The following is a 19,442-nucleotide window of genomic DNA, read 5'->3' as shown; positions in this document are numbered from 1 at the left end:
TTTGATTTGCCTCGAGAACCAATGTTTACGGGGGCAAGCGCCGTTCACAGCTGAACACTTTTGAACAATCGAGTGATTGACAATGAACAATAGTGAACAACACTCTATGAACGCTTTTTGCCCGGATCTCATGGACGCCGAAGATCCCTGTAGGAGTGAGCCTGCTCGCGATAGCGGTCTATCAGACATATTTGCATTGACTGACACACCGCTATCGCGAGCAAGCGAAGGCCTACAGGGGATCTGTGTTGGTTTCAAAGATTGGGCTCATAACAATAATAAAATCGCTGCACTCAGAGGCTCGCCCCCATGGCCGCACCTGCTTCGCCGCTGTCCCACGATGCGATCATCCAGACCTCCTGGCAACGTTGTCGCGCGTTCGGTCTCGACCACCAGAGCACCCCGGCCTTCGATCAACTGCCCGCCGCCGGCATTGCGCAACTGCTCGACCGCCATCATTCACTAGTGCAGACCACGCATCAGGAAGTCCTGCCTTATTACGAAAACATCCTCAGCAACTCGAACTGCCTGATCATGCTCGCTGACAATCAGGGCCAGGTGCTGACTTCGTGGGGCACCCAGCGTTTTATCGAACCGAACCTGGCGCGCGGCTTTCAGGCCGGGGCGAGCTGGATGGAGCGCTGCAGCGGCACCAATGCGATCGGCACCGCGCTGGCCTGCGAACAGGCCGTGCACATCGAACATGACGAGCACTTCCTCAAGGCCAACCGCTTCATGACCGGCTCCGCCGCGCCGATTTTCGACGCCGAGCGCAAGGTCATCGCCGTGCTCGACGTGTCCAGCGACAGCTACCTGCCGCCCTCGCACACCTTGGGCATGGTCAAGATGATGAGCCAGACCGTGGAGAACCGGCTGATCCTCAATCTGTTCCACGGTCAGCACTTTCAACTGACTTTCAACACCGGGTTGAACAACCTCGACAGCCAGTGGGCCGGGTTGTTGATCTTCGATGAGAGCGGTCAGGTGCTGTCGGCCAATCGTCGCGCGGACAATTTGCTGGGTGTGCGCTTGTCGCGGGTCAGTGTTGAAAGTCTGTTCAAGGTCTCTCTGCTGGAGCTGATCAATCAGCCGGACGGTTTGCCGTTCGCCTTGCAGACCTCCGGGCGCAACCGTTTTCAGTGTCTGTTGAAACGGCCGAAACAGGCGCCGGTTCAAGCCCGGGTATTTGTCACGGAAGACAAGCCCACGCCATCCAGCGCGATCAGCCTCAACAGCCTGCATTTCGGCGACAGCCGCGTGGAAAAAGCCGTGCGCCAAGCCGAACGCTTGCTGGAAAAAGACATTCCGCTGCTGATCCACGGCGAGACCGGGGTCGGCAAAGAGGTGTTCGTCAAAGCCCTGCATCAGGCCAGCTCACGGAGCAGACAGGCGTTCATCGCCGTGAACTGCGCGGCGATCCCCGCCGAACTGGTTGAGTCCGAGCTATTTGGATACGAGAAAGGCGCGTTCACCGGCGCCAACCAGAAAGGCAGCATCGGCCTGATTCGCAAGGCGGACAAAGGCACGCTGTTTCTTGACGAGATTGGCGATATGCCGCTGCCAACCCAGGCGCGCCTGTTGCGGGTATTGCAGGAGCGTTGCGTGCAGCCGGTGGGCAGCAGTGAGTTGTTCCCGGTGGATCTGCGGATCATTTCGGCGACCAACCGCTCGTTGCGCGAGCAGGTGCAGTTGGGGCGGTTTCGTGAGGATCTGTATTACCGCATTGGCGGGCTGACCCTGGAATTGCCGCCGCTGCGCGAGCGCAGTGATAAACAGGCGTTGTTCAAGCGGCTGTGGGAACAGCATCGTGAGCCGACGCAATGGGCCGGTTTGAGCTCGGAGGTGCTGGAGTTGTTTGAAAGGCATCCATGGCCGGGGAATCTGCGCCAGGTCAGCAGCGTGATGCAGGTGGCGCTGGCCATGGCCGAGGAGCAACCGGTACGACCGGAGCACTTGCCGGATGATTTTTTTGTCGATCTGGAGATGGAACCGGTGGAGACGGCGGCGCCGTTGGGGCTGGATTTGAATGATGTTGACGCGTTGAATCGCGAGTTGAAGGCGGCCGGGGGGAATATCTCGCATCTGGCGCGGCGGTTGGGGGTGAGTCGGAATACGCTTTACAAGCGGTTGCGGCAGATTGGCGACTGAGTACAACCCTTGCCCTCACCCCAGCCCTCTCCCGCAGGAGAGGGGGCCGACCGCAGGATATTCGAGAGATTGATCGTTCCCACGCTCTGCGTGGGGATGCAGCCCGGGACGCTCTGCGTCCCTGCAGAGCCGAACGCGGAGCGTCCGTTGAGGCATTCCCACGCAGAGCGTGGGAACGATCAAATGAAGAAGTGGATCAAGCAATCAGTCAGCCAACCGCCAGGTCGTGCCACCCTTGCCATCTTCCAGCACCACGCCCATCGCCGTGAGCTGATCACGAATGCGGTCCGACTCGGCCCAGTCCTTCGCGGCCCGAGCCGCCAGACGCGCAGCAATCAGCGCATCGACCTCAGCCGCATCGACACGCCCTTCGGCGCCCGCCTGCAGAAAGTCATCGGCTTCGAGCTGCAACACACCCAGCACACTCGCCAGCTCTTTGAGACGCGCCGCCAGACCGGCCGCTGCATCGAGATCGCTCTCACGCAGGCGGTTGATCTCACGCACCATCTCAAACAACACAGCGCAGGCTTCCGGCGTGCCAAAGTCATCGTTCATCACCGCAGTGAAACGCTCGACGAACGCTTCGCCGCCGGCCGGTGCCACGTTCGGCAGGCCCTTCAACGCGTGGTAGAAACGCTCCAGTGCGCCTTTGGCGTCCTTGAGGTTGTCCTCCGAGTAGTTGATCGCGCTGCGGTAGTGGCTCGACACCAGCAGGTAACGCACGACTTCCGGGTGGTACTTTTCCAGCACGTCGCGGATGGTGAAGAAGTTGTTCAACGACTTGGACATCTTCTCGCCGTTGATGCGAATCATCCCGCAATGCATCCACGCGTTGGCGTAGGTCTTGCCGGTGGCCGCTTCGCTCTGGGCGATTTCGTTCTCGTGGTGCGGAAACTCGAGGTCGCTGCCGCCGCCATGAATGTCGAACGTCTCGCCGAGGCAGCAGGTCGACATCACCGAGCACTCAATGTGCCAGCCCGGACGCCCGGCGCCCCACGGCGATTCCCAGCTCGGCTCGCCTGGCTTGGCGGCTTTCCACAGGACGAAGTCGAGCGGGTCCTGTTTCGACTCGTCGACTTCGATGCGTGCGCCGATGCGCAGGTCTTCAATCTTCTTGCGCGACAGCTTGCCGTAGCCCATGAATTTGGCGACGCGGTAGTACACGTCGCCATTGCCCGGGGCGTAGGCGTAACCCTTGTCGATCAAGGTCTGGATCATCGCGTGCATGCCCGGAATGTGATCCGTGGCGCGCGGTTCCATGTCCGGCTTCTTGATGTTCAGGCGCGCTTCGTCTTCGTGCATCGCGGCGATCATGCGCTCGGTCAACGCTTCGAACGATTCACCGTTCTCGTTGGCGCGGTTGATGATCTTGTCGTCGATGTCGGTGATGTTGCGTACGTAGGTCAGGTCGTAGCCGCTGAAGCGCAGCCAGCGCGTCACCAGGTCGAACGCGACCATGCTGCGGCCGTGGCCAAGGTGGCAGTAGTCGTACACGGTCATCCCGCAGACGTACATGCGCACCTTGTTGCCATCCAGCGGCTTGAAGACTTCTTTGCTCTTGGTGAGCGTGTTGTAGATCGTCAGCACGTTAATTTCCTTGACGCTGTCTCACTGGCCCCACGAATCACGCAGGGTCACGGTACGGTTGAATACCGGCTGACCGGGTTTCGAGTCCTTCAGATCCGCGACGAAGTAGCCTTCGCGCTCGAACTGGAAACGGTCTTCCGGCTGTGCATTGCCGAGCGATGGCTCGGCGCGACAACCGGTCAGCACTTGCAGTGAGTCAGGGTTGATGTTGTCGAGGAAACTCGCGCTGTCTTCGGCCTTCTCCGGGTTCGGCGAACGGAACAGGCGATCGTACAGACGCACTTCGCACTCGACGCTGGCGGCGGCCGGAACCCAGTGGATCACGCCTTTGACCTTGCGCCCTTCCGGGTTCTTGCCGAGGGTTTCCGGATCGTACGAGCAACGCAGTTCGACGATGTTGCCGTCGGCGTCCTTGATCGCTTCGTCGGCACGGATCACATAGCTGCCGCGCAGACGCACTTCACCGGCCGGCTCCAGGCGCTTGTAGCCTTTTGGCGGCTCTTCCATGAAGTCGTCACGGTCGATGTAGATTTCCCGGGCGAACGGCAAGGCGCGCACGCCCATGTCCTCTTTCGGGTGGCGTGGCAGTTCGAGGTTTTCGACCTGGCCTTCCGGGTAGTTGGTGATGACCACTTTCAGCGGACGCAGCACGCACATGGCGCGCGGTGCGCTGTGGTCGAGGTCGTCGCGGATGCTGAATTCGAGCATGCCGAAGTCGACCACGCCGTCGGAGCGGTTGGTGCCGATCATTTCGCAGAAGTTGCGGATCGATTTCGGCGTGTAGCCACGACGGCGGAAGCCCGACAGCGTGGACATGCGCGGGTCGTCCCAGCCGTTGACGTGCTTTTCATCGACCAGTTGCTTGAGCTTGCGCTTGCTGGTGATGGTGTAGTTGAGGTTCAGGCGGCTGAACTCGTACTGACGCGGCTGCGCCGGCACGGGCAAGTGCTCGAGGAACCACTCGTACAGCGGACGATGGCTTTCGAATTCCAGGGTGCAGATCGAATGGGTGATGCCTTCGATGGCGTCCGACTGACCGTGGGTGAAATCGTAGTTCGGGTAGATGCACCACTTGTCGCCGGTCTGGTGGTGATGAGCGTGGCGGATGCGGTACATGATCGGGTCGCGCAGGTTCATGTTCGGCGAGGCCATGTCGATCTTCGCTCGCAGCACGCGCGCGCCGTCCGGGAATTCACCGGCCTTCATGCGCGCGAACAGGTCGAGGTTTTCCTCTACCGAGCGGTCACGGAACGGGCTGTTCTTGCCCGGTTCGGTCAGGCTGCCACGGTATTCCTTGGCCTGCTCCGGGGTCAGGTCGTCGACGTAGGCCTTGCCGGCCTTGATCAGCTCGACCGCCCAGTCGTGCAGCTGGTCGAAATACTGCGAGGCGTAGCGCACTTCACCGGACCACTCGAAGCCCAGCCATTTGACGTCGCTTTCGATCGCGTCGATGTATTCCTGGTCTTCCTTGGCCGGGTTGGTGTCGTCGAAACGCAAGTGCGTGACGCCGCCGAACTCCTGGGCCAGACCGAAATTCACGCAGATCGACTTGGCGTGGCCGATGTGCAGGTAGCCGTTGGGCTCGGGCGGAAAACGCGTGACGATCTGGGTGTGCTTGCCCGAGTCCAGGTCTGCCTGGATGATCGGCCGCAGGAAATTGACCGGCACGGCAGGGCCGGACTTGGCATTCGAGGTAGGGTCGACAGTGGGCTTGCTCATAGGATCCTTGACTTACATGTGCGCGGCCGCAGAACGGGCCAGACAAAACAAAGCCGCTATCATAGCCGATGCCGTCAAGGGGCTGACAGAGCAGGCTCCATAAAGCGGCGCATTTAATCGCGCGGAAATGAAAAACCGCCTCGAAATTCGCGCCTGTCACGCTAAACTGCGCACCTTGGCCGAAGCAGGCTGAACCGGTTGCGGGGCTGAAGGTCCCAAAACCACGAATTCCTCAGAAGAGTAGCGATCATGACTCAAGTCAAACTGACCACCAACCATGGCGACATCGTCATCGAACTGAACGCTGAAAAGGCGCCGATCACCGTCGCCAACTTCATCGAATACGTTAACGCCGGTCACTACACCAACACCGTGTTCCACCGCGTCATCGGTAACTTCATGATCCAGGGCGGCGGTTTCGAGCCAGGCATGAAAGAGAAGAAAGACAAGCGTCCAAGCATCCAGAACGAAGCGGACAACGGTCTTTCCAACGACAAGTACACCGTCGCCATGGCCCGCACCATGGAGCCGCATTCGGCTTCGGCACAGTTCTTCATCAACGTCGCCGACAACACTTTCCTCAACCACAGCGGCAAGAACGTGCAGGGCTGGGGCTACGCGGTATTCGGTAAAGTCACCGCAGGCACCGACGTTGTCGACAAGATCAAAGGCGTGTCGACCACTTCCAAGGCCGGCCACCAGGACGTGCCAGCAGACGACGTGATCATCGAGAAAGCCGAGATCATTGAGTGATATTGCTGATTTCAGACTTGCATCTGGAAGAGGAGCGCCCGGACATTACCCGGGCGTTTCTGGATTTGCTCGCCGGACGCGCCCGCTCGGCGAGTGCCTTGTACATCCTCGGCGACTTCTTCGAGGCATGGATCGGCGACGACGCCATGACGCCCTTCCAGCGTTCCATCTGCCAAGCCCTGCGCAACTTGAGCGACAGCGGCACGGCCATTTTCCTCATGCACGGCAATCGCGACTTCATGCTCGGCAAGGCTTTTTGCAAACAGGCCGGCTGCACGCTGTTGAAGGACCCGAGTGTCGTGCAGTTCTACGGCGAGCCGGTGCTGCTGATGCACGGCGACAGCCTGTGTACCCGCGACGTCGGCTATATGAAGCTGCGCCGTTATCTGCGCAACCCGATCACCTTGTTCATCCTGCGCAATCTGCCGCTGCGCACGCGCCATAAACTGGCGCGCAAGCTGCGCAGCGAAAGCCGCGCGCAGGTGCGGATGAAGGCCAATGACATTGTTGATGTCACGCCGGAAGAGATTCCGCGGATCATGCAGCAGTTCGGCGTGAACACCCTGATCCACGGCCACACCCACCGCCCCGCCATCCATAAGCTGCAACTGGGCGAGCAAGCAGCGAAGCGCATTGTGCTGGGCGATTGGGATCGTCAGGGTTGGGCGTTGCAGGTGGATGAGAGCGGGTATGCGTTGGCACCGTTCGATTTCGCACCGCCACCAGCCCTGCCCGCCCCAACGATTTAAAGGCAAATACAAAACAATTGTAGGAGTGAGCCTGCTCGCGATAGCGATATCACATTCAACATCTTTGTGACTGATCCACCGCTATCGCGAGCAGGCTCACTCCTACAGTTGATCGCGCTTCGGATCAGTGACCGCTGGCGGCAGGCCCTGCTTTGGCAGCAAACGGCGGCTTCGCCAGCCACACAATCAGAATCAACCCCATAAACCCCCACCCCAGCAGCGTGAAGTAATCCACGGTCGACAACATGTACGCCTGACTGGAAAGGATCTGGTCCATCTGCGCATATGCCGGCTGACTCGCCCCGCCCAGCGCATGCAAGGTTTCGCGCGTGGCCGGTTCGAAGGTACTGATGCTCTCGCTCATGTAGGCGTGATGCTGATTCGCCCGGCGAATCCAGATCCATGTGGTCAGCGACGCCGCGAAGCTGCCGCCCAAGGTCCGCAGGAATGTCGCTAGGCCAGCGCCATCGGCAATCTGGCTCGGCGGCAGATCCGACATCAGGATGCTCAGCGTCGGCATGAAGAACAGCGCCACGCCAATACCCATGAACAACTGCACCAGCGCGATGGACTGGAAGTCGACCTCGTTGGTGAACTCGGCGCGCATGAAGCAGCTCAGGCCGATCGCCAGAAACGCCAGCCCGGCGAGCAGGCGCAGGTCGAACTTGTGCGCATATTTGCCAACAAACGGCGATAGCAGCACCGGCAGAATACCGATCGGCGCCACGGCCAGCCCGGCCCAGGTCGCGGTGTAACCCATTTGCGTCTGCAGCCATTGCGGCAGGATCAGGTTGATGCCGAAGAAGCCGGCGTAACCCAAGACCAGCACCAGCGTGCCGATGCGAAAGTTGCGATAGGCGAACAGGCGCAGGTTGACGACGGGATGCTGGTCGGTCATTTCCCAGATCACGAACACCGCCAGCGCGACCACGGAAATCGCCGCGCCAATGATGATGAAGTTCGACTCGAACCAGTCCAGGTCATTGCCCTTGTCGAGGATCACCTGCAGCGCGCCGACGCCAATGATCAGCGTGATCAGACCGACGTAATCCATCGGCTGGCGGCTGGTGACCACCGGCCGCTTGGCCAGTTGCGAACGCACCACCATCACCGCAAAAATCCCGATCGGCACGTTGATGAAGAAGATCCACGGCCAGCTGTAACTGTCGGTGATCCAGCCGCCGAGAATCGGCCCGGCAATCGGCGCGACCACCGTGACCATCGCCAATAACGCCAGGGCCATCCCGCGTTTCGCCGGCGGATACACCGCGATCAACAGGGTTTGGGTCATCGGATACAACGGCCCGGCGACCAGACCTTGCAGGACGCGAAAGCCGATCAGCTCGGGCATCGAGGTGGAAATACCACAGAGAAACGACGCCAGCACAAACAGCATCGTCGCCCACAGAAACAGTTTCACCTCGCCGAAACGGCGGCTGAGCCAGCCGGTCAGCGGCAGCGCAATGGCGTTGCTCACGGCGAACGAAGTGATCACCCAGGTGCCCTGCTCCGAACTCACCCCCAGGTTGCCGGAAATCGTCGGCAACGCCACGTTGGCGATGGTGGTGTCGAGCACCTGCATGAACGTCGCCAGCGACAGGCCAATGGTGCTGAGCAACAGGCTGGGCGGCGTGAAAGAAGCGTTATTGCTCATGGTGGATCCCTTGAAACCTAATGGACACCGCACCCCTGTAGGCCTTCGCCTGCTCGCGATAGCGGTGTAACAGTCGACATCGTCGGTGACTGACTCACCACTATCGCGAGCAGGCGAAGGCCTACAGGGTCCGTGCGGATCAGCGCTGTGCGGTCTTGCTCGCCACGGCGCTGTTGTCGTGGATCAGCTGGGCAATCATCGCGTCCGCTTCAGCCAGTTGGCGCTCATACACGTTGGTGCTGAACGAGGCTTTTTGCGGCGGCTGCTGCGCCAGCACCGGGCCGCTCTGGTCGTGCAGGTTCACTTCGACATTGGTCGACAGACCGACGCGCAGCGGATGTTTGGCCAGCTCTTCGGCATTGATGTGAATACGCACCGGCACCCGCTGGACGATCTTGATCCAGTTACCGGTGGCGTTCTGCGCTGGCAGCAAGGCAAACGCGCTACCGGTGCCGGCGCCGAGGCTGTCGACGGTGCCGCTGTACTTGACGTCGCTGCCGTACAGGTCGGCTTCGATGTCCACCGGCTGACCGATGCGCATGTCACGCAGTTGGGTTTCCTTGAAGTTGGCGTCGATCCACAGTTGATTCAGCGGAATCACCGCCATCAGCGCGGTGCCCGGCTGTACGCGCTGACCGAGCTGCACGGTGCGCTTGGCGACGTAACCGGTGACTGGCGCGATCAAGGTGCTGCGCGCATTGGTCAGGTAGGCCTGACGCAAATCGGCAGCCGCCGACATCACATCCGGGTGCGACGACACCACGGTGTCATCGACCAGTGCGCTGGTGGTCTTCAGTTGCTGTTTGGCATTGGCCAGGGCGTTCTGCGCCGAGGTCAGGTCGTCGCGAGCGTGGGACAGTTCTTCCTGGGAAATCGCCCCGCCCTGCGCCAGATTCTTGCGGCGGTTGTAGTTGTCCTGCGCCTTCTGCACTTCGGCCTGTTGCGCGTTGACCTGGGCTTTCATGCCGTCGACGTTGCTGTACAAGCCGCGCACCTGACGCACGGTGCGCGCCAGTTTGGCCTCGGCACTTTGCAGGCCGACTTCGGCGTCGTTGGGGTCGAAGTTGACCAGCACCTGGCCCTCCTGAACCAGATCACCGTCGTCGGCACCGATGCTGACCACGGTGCCGGTCACCAGCGGGGTGATTTCCACGACGTTGCCGTTGACGTAGGCGTCGTCGGTGCTTTCGCTCCAGCGCCCGATGAATTCGTGATACGCCCACACGCCAGTAATGGCGAGCAGGACGACCACGGCCAGCGTCAGCAGCATCACCTTGCGTTTGCGCGGGTTGCCGGTGTCCGGGGTGTTGTCTTGAGCTTGAGTGTTTTCGGCAGTGGCCATGACAAATACCTTGAATTAGTGGTGCGACGGGGCTGGGCTGGCGTTGGCCGCGGTCAGGTTTTCACCCTGGAAGCCGCCGCCCAGCGCTTGCATCAGTTGAATCGACAGGTCGATCTGCTCGGCATTGAGCGTGGCCAGCTGACGCTGGGCCTGGAGCAATTGCTGCTCGATGCTGAGCACGTCCAGGTAGTTGCCGATGCCGGAACCGTAACGCTGGACCGCGGTGTTGTAAGAATCCTGAGCAATGTCGGTGGCGTGCTGCTGCGCGGCGATCTGCCGGCCGATATCACGCAACTGGTTGATCGTGTCGCCGACATCGCCGAGGGCTTTCACCAGACTTTTGTTGTACTGCGCCACCGCGAGGTCGTAATCGGCATCACGCGCATCGAGGTTGGCGCGCAGGCGCCCACCATCGAAAATCGGCAGCGACACGGTTGGCGCGATGTTGAAGAAGCGACTGGCGGAACCGAACATCGCATCACCCAGCAACGATTCGGCACCCGCCGACGCGCTCAGGTTGAGATTCGGATAAAAACGCGTCCTGGCGGCGTCGATATCCTTGCTCGCCGCCTCGACACGCCAGCGCGCCGCGACCAGATCGGGACGCCGCCCGAGCAGTTCGGCAGGCAATACCGACGGCACGGCAACGGCACTGGCTTGCAAGAGTTTTGGCCGAGCGATTTCGTTGCCGCGATCCGGGCCTTTGCCGAGCAATACCGCCAGCGCGACTTTGGCGCTGTGCAGGCGTTTCTCTGCGTCGATCAGGCTGGCCTGGGAACTGGCTTCCAGACTTTGCGTTTGCTGAAACTGGTACTGACTGTCGATCCCGGAACTCAGGCGACGCTGGCTCAGGTCGAGCATCTGCCGGGTGCGCTTTAGGTCTTCGTTGGCCAGGTCGTAAACGATATGCGCCTGACCAAGATCGCTGTAAGCGCGGGCGACGTCGGCAGCCAGCGTCAGTTGCGCAGCCTGACGATCGACTTCGGCGGCGCGCGCCTCACCGAGTGCAGCTTCCCAGGCATCGCGCTGGCCGCCCCACAGGTCGAAGTTGTAATTGAAGCCGGCGCTGACATTGCGCACCGTCGAATAGGCGCCGCCCTGCCCCAGCGGATCCTGATCACGGGCCAGCCGCGAACGGCTGATGCCGGCGCTGGCGTCGAGGGTCGGATAGCGCTCGGCATCGGCGGCATACGCTGCGGCGCTGGCCTGATGGGCACGGGCGGCGGCGATCTGCATGTCGGGGCTGTCGTGCAGCGCTTCGCGGATCAGGCCGTCGAGCTGCGGATCGCCGAGACTGGTCCACCAATCGCTCTTCGGCCATGCCGCTGGCGACAGGCTGACGCCGTCCAGAGATTGCGCTGTCTTCAGGTTCGCGGCGTCAAGACGCTGACCTTCGGTATCGAGGCCGCCGTAGTTGGCGCAACCGGCGAGGATCATCGCCGACAGCAGCAGCGTCAGGCTGCTGCGCAAGGTTTTACCGCTCATTGTGGTCACCTAAGCGCTGGAGGGTGATCGGATCACCGGCCGCCAGCAGGATTTTCTTGAGGATGTATTCCAGAGTTTTCAACTCTTCGCGGGAGATGGCACCGGCCAGTTCGTTCATCGCATCGGCACCAATCTGCGGCAGGCGATCGGTCAGTTGCTGGCCCTGTCCCGTCAGTTTCAACTGCACCTGCCGGCGGTCATCTTCGCTGCGTTGGCGCAGCAGAAAACCTTTCTGCTCCAGACGATCGAGCATGCGCGTCATCGACCCGCTGTCCAGCGACAGGTGCCGGCACAGCTCGGCCGGGGTGTCGACGCCGAACTGGGCCATGATGATCAACACCTTGAACTGCGCGGCGGTGATGCCGTGGGGTTCCATGTGCGTATCGATGATCCGGTCCTTGAGCAGCGCGGCACGGCCGAGCAACAGGCCGAGATGGCAATGCTTGAATTCGTCGGGGGTGAAATGCTTCATCGGTCCACCTGATAACTGCCTAGGCAGTGAATGTATGTCGAGATGTTACTGCCTAGGCAGCGAATGTCAACGTAATAGTTAGGGGGCTTGGTAATTAGTCACTGACCGAGCACACGGGATCGTTCCCACGCTCCGCGTGGGAATGCAGCTTGGGACGCTCTGCGTCCCTGTCGGGGAGCTGGAACGCAGAGCGTCCCTTGAGGCATTCCCACGCGGAGCGTGGGAACGATCAATAACGCAAGCGCGATCTAAAAATCGCGTTTGTAGAAAATATCCAGCGAACTGGCGACACCACTGGCCGCTTCGACATACACCTTCTTGCTCAGCTTATAGCGCAGGGCAATCGTGCTGGCCGGTTCGAACACGCCGACGCCGTAGCGCAGGCTGAGTGTTTCGGAGATGTTGCCGCTGGCGACGACGCTGGTGTCGTTGCCGCTGCCCTGGGTGTCGAGCTGGAAATCCTGAATCCCCAGATCCTTGGCCAGGCCACTGGTGACCCCGGCGCTTCCCATCAGGCCCAAGCCCAGCGCGGCTTGGGCGAGCATGTTGTTGTCTTCGCCGTTGGTGCTCAGTGGACGGCCGAGAACCAGATAGGACAAGGCCTGCTCCTGACTCATCGCAGGTTCCGAGAAGATCTGCGTGGTCGGCTGTTCCGCGCTGCCGCTGAGGCGGATGCCGGCGATCACGTCGTCGGTCTGGCGGATCGCTTCGATGTCCAGATAGGGCTGATCGATGGGGCCGGCGAACAACAGACGCGCACGCCGTACCGTCAGGCGCTGGCCGTAGGCGCGGTAGCGGCCGTCGTTGAGCCACAGCTCGCCACGGGTGTCCATGTTGTCGCCGATGTGCACCTGACCTTGCAGGTTGGCGGTCAGGCCAAAACCGGCGAAGCTCAGCTTGTTCTGGCCGACGATCACGTCGATGTCCATCTTCATCGCGAGCGGCGCTTTGCCCTCTTCGGTCTGTGCGCCGACGATGATCGTGTCGTCCGAGACTTTCACGGTAGACGGCGGCAGTTCGCGCACGGTGATTTCACCGTTGGGCACCAGCACCTTGCCGGCGATTTTCAGCTCGTCGCCGGCCATGGAAATCTTCAGGTCCGGCGCCACTTCAAGCTTGGCGTACGGCTCGACGGTGACCAGCAACTGCGTGCCTTTCAACGCCAGATCGACCACCAGCGCCTGGCCCCAGCCGACATTACCGTTGAGACTGCCGCGCCCGCTCTTGCCGCTGTTCCAGCCGCCATCGAGGCGCACCGATTCACCGGCAATCGCCGCAGTCAGTTGCAGGTTCTGCAGCTCCATCGGCAATTCGGCGCCGGACACTTCGCCGTCGCTCAGTTGCACCGTGCCGTTGACCAGCGGCGCCAGCAGGCCGCCGGAAATCGTGCCGCTGCCGTTGAGGCGGCCGGTGAGTTTTTCCACCATTGGCACAAACGGTCGCGCCACCGACAGGTCGAGGCCGGAGAGGCGGAACGAGCCGCTCAACGGTTTGTTTTTTGGCAACGGATTGAGCTGCGCCTGCACCAGCAGTTCGCCGAGCTTGCCGCCGACGAAATTCAGTTCGGTGTCGACGCGTTTCGGCGTCAGTTTGCTGGTGAGCCTGAGCGTCTGGTACGGGAAATCCAGCCATTGCTGCTGGTCGCGCATGCGCAAGGTACCGCCGCTGGCGTCGATGCTGACCACGCCGTTGGGGCCGCTGGCCGGCAGGTCGAGTTGTAGATCGGCATTGAGCCGGCCCTGCCAGGCGAAGTCTTTCGGCAACCACTGCGCCAGACTTTCCAGCGGAAACTGCTTGAGGTGATAACGCAGTTTCGGCTCGGGCACCAGCCGTTGATCTTCGCCGCACAGGCTGGCACTGCCGGAGGTCCAGCAATGCGCGCCAAAGTTGATCTTGCCGTCGGCGAGGCGTTCCAGTTTCGCCGGACTCTGCAACTTCCAGTCCTGCCCGCCGGCCTGAATATCGCCGCTGGCCAGACGCCCGCGCCAGTTGCCCTGATCCAGATTGCCGTCCAGCCCCAGCGCCAGTTTCAACTTGGGTCCGAGCAGATCAAGGTTAAGCTTCTGGCTTTTGATATCCCCTTGGGCGCTGGCGGTCAGCGTGCCCAGCGACGTGTCGCCGACCTGAATGCCGCTGCCCTTCAGATCGATCTTCGCCCGTTGCCCACTGTCGAGATGGGCGTCGAGGTTGAGGCTTTGCAGGCGATTGTCCTGGAACACCAGTTGCGAGCCCTGCAAGTCGAGTTTGCCCTGTGGCGCCTTCAACGTGCCGGCGACGTTGACCTGGCCGTTGACCTGCCCGCGCAACTGCGGCCAGAGCTGGGCCAGACGCGGCAGCTTGATGTCGATCTGCCCGGCGAGCTTCTGTTGCAGGCTGCCCTTGCCGCTGATGCTGTTGTCGCCGAGACGGATTTGCAGGGCGTTGAGATTCCACTGCTCGCCAGCACCATCAGCCTTGGCTTGCAAGATCGCCGGTTGCCCGCGCAGTTTGCCTTTGAGATCCAGATCGGCGTTGAGGCTCAGGCGCTCGTTTTTCATTTCGCCAGAGCTTTTCAGCGGCCCGGCCAACGTGCCCGGCAGTTCGGCGACCCAGTACGCCGGATTCAGTGCCGACAGTTGCAGCGCGGTGTCCCAGGCGATGCCGTCGGCGAATTTGACCTTGACGTGGCCTTCGGCCTTGCCCTGCCCCGCTTCCATCACCAGTTGCGGCAAGGCGATCTGTTCGAGGCTGCCGCTGAACGGACTGCTCAGGGTGAACGCGCCGGCCGGGCCATCCAGTGCGGCGGCGAAGTTGCCGAGGTACTGACCGTCGGTGTAGGAAACTTCACCCGTGAAGGTACGCAAAGCGACTTGTGGCTCGTCGATTTCGTTGTAGAGCCGATGCCAGGGGAAGTCCTGCCAGTTGATGTTGGCTTGCGCGCTGAGCCCTTTGCTCCAGTCGACGTTACCGTTGAGTTTGAGGCTTTGTTTGTCGTTGGCCGTCAGATCAAGGCCGGCGATTTGCGCACCGTTGGCGTCGACTTTGCCCTTGAGCAGCAGCGTCACCGGGGCTGTGTCGGCGGGCAATGTGGCGGTGCCGTTGAGCTGATAACCGTTTTGCAGATCGCCCTCGCCAGTCAGCACTAACTGATTGAATTGGAGGGTGTCCGGCAGTTCGGCGCTGGGTTTGAATGCTTCACTGGTGATACGCACCTTGGCCGGCAGGTTTTCCACCAGCGGCTGCAACTCGCCGGTCAATTGGCCGTCGAGGTAGCCACGACTTTCGGCGTGCAGGTTGAGGGTCTTGAGCAGATCACCCTCGGCTTTCAGGGCCAGAGTCCATGGTTCAGTGCCCGGCGCAGGTAACGTCAAATCACCCTGAATCGTCAGCGGCCAGTTGCCGGTCGGTTGCAGCAGGCCGGACAGGTTCAGGCTGAGTTCGTCACGCTGCAATTTCACGCTGTCGATCTGCAGACCTTGAGCACTCCAGTGCGCGGCCAGTTGCAAGCCTTTAAGCTGCTCGCTGCCGTTGAACAGCAGGCTGCCGACCCGCACGTCGCCCAGTTCGATGGCCACCGGCAACTGCAAATCCGGCAGTTTGATCGGGCCGCTCTCAGTGGTTTCTTCACTTGGCGGAAATTGCAGGATGACCTGATCGGCCTTGAGCTGATCGATGCACAGGGTCATGCGCGTCAGGCACAGCGGCGACCAGGCGAAGATCGCCTTGTTCAGCTCGACACGGCCAGTGCCCTGCTGCCACAGAAGATGATCGGCGCTCCACTGCCCGCCGAGGCGACCCTGGAAATTCTCCGCGCTCAAGCCCGGAATGAGCCCCAGCGCCCAGCGACTGCCGGCCTGAGTGCCGAGCACGGCGCTGAGCGTCAATACAATCAACAGCAGCAACGCCAGCAGCGTCAGTGCCGTTATTTTCAAACCACGCTTCACAGCTCAGGCCCCATGGAAAAATGCAGCCGGATGCCGCCGTCGTCGTCCAGCGCATGGGCGAGGTCGAGGCGGATCGGCCCGACCGGCGAGACCCAGCGCACGCCAATCCCGACCCCGGTCTTGAGGTTCGGCAGTTCAAGTTTGTTGAAGGAGTTGCCTTGGTCGACGAAGGTCGCCACGCGCCATTTCTCCGCGACTGAATATTGATATTCAACGCTGCCGGCGACCATATAGCGGCCACCGATACGTTTATTGTCGGAGTTTTTCGGCGACAGGCTCTGATAGTCGTAACCGCGCACACTCTGATCGCCACCGGCGAAGAAGCGCAGCGACGGCGGGATCGAATTGTAGCCGTTGGTGGCGCTGCCGCCGACCTGCACACGCCCGAGCAAACGGTGCTTGTCGAACACCGTGGTCAGGCCTTTGACCAGCGCCGTGCCATATAACAGGTTGTTGTCGGAACCGAGGCCTTCCTTCGCCACTTTGCTTTCGAAACTCAGGCGATAACCGTTGTGCGGGTCGATGCGGTTGTCGCTTTTCAGGTAGGAATAACTGATGCCGGGCATCAGCAAGGTGCTCAGGCCGGAGTCGTCGCCGAGTTCGTATTCCTCGCGCTGCCATTTCAGCGAGATCACCCGCTGCCAGCCGCTGGGCAACTTGCTGTGCCATTCCGGGCCGAAGGTGAGCAGTTTGCTGCGCGTGTCGGAGCCTTCGATGTCTTCGAATTGATAACCACCGGCCCAGCGCAGTTTGTCGGTCAGCGGCGGGTCGAGCGGAATGTCGTAAAACAGCCCGACGTTTTGCCGTGGCGCCGAAAGCTCGGCTTCCCAGCCATAGCTGTCGCCTTGCGGATTGACCCAATGACGGGTCCAGTTGGCTTTGATGCGTGGGCCGACGTCAGTCGAATAACCGAGGCCCAAGCCCATGGTGCGCGGTTTGCGCGTGTCGAGTTTGACGTCGACCGGGATCACCTGATCTTTGGCCGCCGTCGGTGCCGCGTCGACGCGCACGCCTTCGAAATAGCCGCTCGACTGCAGGTCGCGGTTGAGCTCGGCGATCAGCTCGGAGTCGTACGGCTCGCCGGCCTTGAACGGCACCATGCGTTGCAGCAGGTCTTCGTCGAACGGCGTGTCGCCCTCGAATTTCACCTTGCCCAGCGCATAACGCGGGCCGCTGTCATAGATCAGCTCGACATCGGCGACGCCGGCGCGCGGGTCGACCAGCAGCTTCTGGCTGGTGAAATGGCCGCTGAAGAAGCCGAAGCGCGAGGCCTGATTCTGAATAACTCTTTTCGCGTCTTCGTAGTGGCCGTGATTGAGCACCGCGCCGGATTTGAGCAGGTCGCTTTTCGGCACACGAAAGGATTTGAGAGAGGCTGCCGGGCCGTCGACTCGCACGGTGACGTTGCGCAGGCGGATCGGCTCGCCGGGATCGATGTTGAGCACCAGACGCGGTTTTTCCCCGCCCTTGACGTCGCTGTCGATCTGCGGCTGGTAGTAGCCCAACGCCTGGGCGGCCTTGCGCGCCTGTTCTTCGGCACCGCGACTGAAGCGCTGCAAGGCTTCTTCGTCACGATCGCCGAGGCTGCCGATATAGCCTTCTATATTGGCCTTGAGTTCATCGTTGGACGGTTTGATCCGTACATCCAATTCACTTTGCGCCAGCGCCGCGCAGCTGGATAACAGCATGAGCACGCCACTGGTAAATCTTCCTGGAAACTTCATAGGCGCGGATGCTATCAGGGCTGGGGAGCGTGATAGAACAGGAAATTTCCCAAGAAGTTCGATTATTACCCTGTTGCTGTTTGTAACACCTGCGGATTGGCGTGGAAAAACACGTGCTCGCGCACCGGCCCGACGGCAACCTCGCCGATCTCCTGATAACCCTGCCTTTTATAGAATTCCAGGTAGCGCGGGTTACCGGTGTCGAGCACCACGCCTTGCGAGGTTTCATCCACCGCGCACCAGTTGTGCACGGCGGTGAGCAATTGTTCGCCGTAGTGCTTGCCCTGAAATTGCGGATGCACGCCGAGCAACGGCAGCATGTGCACCGAGTCACCGGGCACGCACGCGGCGACGGCATCGTGATATTCCAGATAGCGCCGGGTGCAGCGAAAACCGGTGCTGAGCACCATGCGCAGGCGCCACGCCCAGCTTTCCGTCACGCCCAGGCGCCGTTGTGGTGGCGCGATCAGGGCGATGCCGATCAGCCGATCGTTGACCAGCAGACCGATCGCCGGCAGGTCCTGGAGAAAATGCTGCTTGACCAGCTCGCGCACCGTCGCGCGCACGCGTTGCTCATAACCGGGGCGTTCGGCTTCGAACAGGTAGCCGAAGGTCGGCTCGTGACGGTAGGCCTGATACAGCAGCGAACGCGCTTCGCGGGAATAACCGCGGTCGAGCATGTGGATGTCGGCGATGGCGTTCTGGGTGTCAGGCATGGTGGTGATTCTCCCCGGGACGCGCTCGAAGGATGGCGCGCTTGTTGGTACGAACCTTGGGCGGGTGGTGTGGTTCCCCTGACAGGTTAGACCAGCTCTGGATCTTCATCGACTGTTCCGGCCTCATCGCTGGCAAGCCAGCTCCCACAATGTCCGTGCCGTTCACAACATTCCCCCACAACACAGAAACCTGTGGGAGCTGGCTTGCCAGCGATGAGGCCGGAACAGGCGCTACAAATCCCACAGGTCAAAATGATTTCTCCCACACTGGCCCCCATCCCCCATGTCAGCTAGCATCGCCCTTTTGCCAGGACTGCCGACCATGAAGATTGTTTCCTTCAACATCAACGGACTGCGGGCCCGTCCGCATCAGCTGGCGGCGCTGATCGAAAAACATCAACCGGACGTGATCGGCCTGCAGGAAACCAAGGTCCACGACGACCAGTTCCCGCTGGAAGAAGTGCGCGCGCTCGGCTACCACGTGTACTTCCACGGACAGAAAGGCCATTACGGTGTCGCCCTGCTTTCGCGCCAAGAGCCGATCGCTATTCACAAAGGTTTCGCCACCGACGAAGAAGATGCCCAACGGCGTTTTATCTGGGGCACTTTCGCCGACGCCAATGGCGTACCGGTGACGATCATGAACGGCTATTTCCCCCAGGGCGAAAGTCGCGACCACCCGACGAAATTCCCCGCCAAGCAGCGTTTCTACAGCGATCTGCAAGCGTTGCTGGAAAGCCAGTTTCACAACGAACTGCCGCTGGTGGTGATGGGCGATGTGAACATTTCCCCGGAAGACTGCGACATCGGCATCGGCCCGGACAACATGAAGCGCTGGCTGAAAACCGGTAAATGCAGCTTCCTGCCGGAAGAACGCGAGTGGATGGCGCGCCTGAAAAACTGGGGCCTGACCGACAGCTACCGGCACCTGAACCCGGACGTGACCGACATGTTCAGCTGGTTCGACTACCGCAGCCGTGGTTTTGAGGATGAACCCAAGCGTGGCCTGCGCATCGACGTGATTCTCGCCTCCCAGGGTTTGCTCCCGCGGGTGAAGGATGCCGGCGTGGACTACGAACTGCGCGGCATGGAAAAGCCCTCGGACCACGCGCCGATCTGGCTCGAGCTGGCCTGATCCCAAGCCTTACGCAATACCTGTAGGAGTGAGCC

Annotated in this window: 13 protein-coding genes; 4 read left to right on the top strand and 9 right to left on the bottom strand. The window is 61.2% G+C overall.

Annotated features, from left to right (window positions below):
• Positions 1–309: 309 nt before the first annotated feature.
• Positions 310–2,148, top strand: coding sequence for a sigma-54-dependent Fis family transcriptional regulator (locus J3P93_RS10410; RefSeq protein ID WP_434597137.1), 1,839 nt, complete (start codon positions 310–312; stop codon positions 2,146–2,148).
• 204 nt (positions 2,149–2,352) lie between these two features.
• Here J3P93_RS10410 and cysS read toward each other — a convergent pair whose 3' ends face one another.
• A complete protein-coding gene (gene cysS / locus J3P93_RS10405) occupies positions 2,353–3,735 on the bottom strand; it encodes a cysteine--tRNA ligase (RefSeq protein ID WP_434597135.1) in 1,383 nt (460 codons plus the stop codon).
• 21 nt (positions 3,736–3,756) lie between these two features.
• A complete protein-coding gene (locus tag J3P93_RS10400; protein WP_426159732.1) occupies positions 3,757–5,454 on the bottom strand; it encodes a glutamine--tRNA ligase/YqeY domain fusion protein in 1,698 nt (565 codons plus the stop codon).
• A gap of 249 nt (positions 5,455–5,703) precedes the next feature.
• Here J3P93_RS10400 and J3P93_RS10395 point away from each other — a divergent pair, with 249 nt between their 5' ends.
• Both J3P93_RS10395 and lpxH read left to right on the top strand, forming a co-directional pair.
• On the top strand, positions 5,704–6,207 hold the full coding sequence (locus tag J3P93_RS10395; RefSeq protein WP_093100536.1) for a peptidylprolyl isomerase: 504 nt from the start codon (positions 5,704–5,706) through the stop codon (positions 6,205–6,207).
• Positions 6,204–6,956 carry a UDP-2,3-diacylglucosamine diphosphatase gene (gene lpxH, locus J3P93_RS10390; RefSeq protein WP_434597132.1) on the top strand — a complete coding sequence of 251 codons (753 nt, stop codon included), beginning with the start codon at positions 6,204–6,206 and terminating at the stop codon, positions 6,954–6,956. The genes J3P93_RS10395 and lpxH overlap by 4 nt, the downstream gene beginning before the upstream one ends.
• A 124-nt stretch (positions 6,957–7,080) precedes the next feature.
• Here lpxH and J3P93_RS10385 read toward each other — a convergent pair whose 3' ends face one another.
• The 7 genes from J3P93_RS10385 to J3P93_RS10355 all read right to left on the bottom strand — a co-directional run bounded on the left by J3P93_RS10385 (position 7,081) and on the right by J3P93_RS10355 (position 18,272).
• The gene (locus J3P93_RS10385; RefSeq protein WP_090284406.1) at positions 7,081–8,610 is read right to left on the bottom strand and encodes a DHA2 family efflux MFS transporter permease subunit; all 1,530 of its coding nucleotides are present in this window, start codon (positions 8,608–8,610) and stop codon (positions 7,081–7,083) included.
• 139 nt (positions 8,611–8,749) lie between these two features.
• The gene (locus J3P93_RS10380) at positions 8,750–9,952 is read right to left on the bottom strand and encodes an HlyD family efflux transporter periplasmic adaptor subunit (RefSeq protein WP_434597129.1); all 1,203 of its coding nucleotides are present in this window, start codon (positions 9,950–9,952) and stop codon (positions 8,750–8,752) included.
• A gap of 15 nt (positions 9,953–9,967) precedes the next feature.
• Entirely contained in the window at positions 9,968–11,437 is a 1,470-nt protein-coding gene (locus J3P93_RS10375) for an efflux transporter outer membrane subunit (protein ID WP_434597127.1), read from the bottom strand.
• A complete protein-coding gene (locus J3P93_RS10370) occupies positions 11,427–11,909 on the bottom strand; it encodes a MarR family winged helix-turn-helix transcriptional regulator (RefSeq protein ID WP_426159737.1) in 483 nt (160 codons plus the stop codon). Before J3P93_RS10370 ends, J3P93_RS10375 begins: the two co-directional genes overlap by 11 nt.
• 248 nt (positions 11,910–12,157) lie before the next feature.
• Positions 12,158–15,832 (bottom strand): translocation/assembly module TamB domain-containing protein, encoded by a 3,675-nt coding sequence (locus tag J3P93_RS10365; protein ID WP_434597124.1) that lies wholly within the window; start codon positions 15,830–15,832, stop codon positions 12,158–12,160.
• Positions 15,829–17,556, bottom strand: coding sequence for an autotransporter assembly complex protein TamA (locus J3P93_RS10360; protein ID WP_434597122.1), 1,728 nt, complete (start codon positions 17,554–17,556; stop codon positions 15,829–15,831). The genes J3P93_RS10365 and J3P93_RS10360 overlap by 4 nt, the downstream gene beginning before the upstream one ends.
• A 65-nt stretch (positions 17,557–17,621) precedes the next feature.
• Positions 17,622–18,272: a GNAT family N-acetyltransferase gene (locus J3P93_RS10355; protein ID WP_434597119.1), complete on the bottom strand. Its 651-nt coding sequence runs from the start codon at positions 18,270–18,272 to the stop codon at positions 17,622–17,624.
• Positions 18,273–18,594: 322 nt separating this feature from the next.
• On the opposite strand from J3P93_RS10355, the gene xthA reads away from it, so the two are divergent.
• Positions 18,595–19,407 (top strand): exodeoxyribonuclease III, encoded by an 813-nt coding sequence (xthA, locus tag J3P93_RS10350; protein ID WP_434597116.1) that lies wholly within the window; start codon positions 18,595–18,597, stop codon positions 19,405–19,407.
• The last annotated feature ends 35 nt before the right edge of the window (positions 19,408–19,442 follow it).

This window comes from Pseudomonas sp. R3-57 (genome assembly GCF_051132065.1).
Lineage (GTDB): Bacteria > Pseudomonadota > Gammaproteobacteria > Pseudomonadales > Pseudomonadaceae > Aquipseudomonas.
The sequence above is the reverse complement of the archived record's forward strand: the minus strand, read 5'-3'. Positions and strand labels throughout refer to the sequence as shown.

Bases quoted from the DNA above. Each gene is read 5' to 3' on its own strand.
- J3P93_RS10410 (WP_434597137.1), top strand. From the start codon at position 310: ATGGCCGCACCTGCTTCGCCGCTGTCCCACGATGCGATCATCCAGACC.
- J3P93_RS10400 (WP_426159732.1), bottom strand. From the start codon at position 5,454: ATGAGCAAGCCCACTGTCGACCCTACCTCGAATGCCAAGTCCGGCCCT.
- J3P93_RS10395 (WP_093100536.1), top strand. From the start codon at position 5,704: ATGACTCAAGTCAAACTGACCACCAACCATGGCGACATCGTCATCGAA.
- J3P93_RS10385 (WP_090284406.1), bottom strand. From the start codon at position 8,610: ATGAGCAATAACGCTTCTTTCACGCCGCCCAGCCTGTTGCTCAGCACC.
- J3P93_RS10380 (WP_434597129.1), bottom strand. From the start codon at position 9,952: ATGGCCACTGCCGAAAACACTCAAGCTCAAGACAACACCCCGGACACC.
- J3P93_RS10375 (WP_434597127.1), bottom strand. From the start codon at position 11,437: ATGAGCGGTAAAACCTTGCGCAGCAGCCTGACGCTGCTGCTGTCGGCG.
- J3P93_RS10370 (WP_426159737.1), bottom strand. From the start codon at position 11,909: ATGAAGCATTTCACCCCCGACGAATTCAAGCATTGCCATCTCGGCCTG.
- J3P93_RS10360 (WP_434597122.1), bottom strand. From the start codon at position 17,556: ATGAAGTTTCCAGGAAGATTTACCAGTGGCGTGCTCATGCTGTTATCC.
- J3P93_RS10355 (WP_434597119.1), bottom strand. From the start codon at position 18,272: ATGCCTGACACCCAGAACGCCATCGCCGACATCCACATGCTCGACCGC.
- xthA (WP_434597116.1), top strand. From the start codon at position 18,595: ATGAAGATTGTTTCCTTCAACATCAACGGACTGCGGGCCCGTCCGCAT.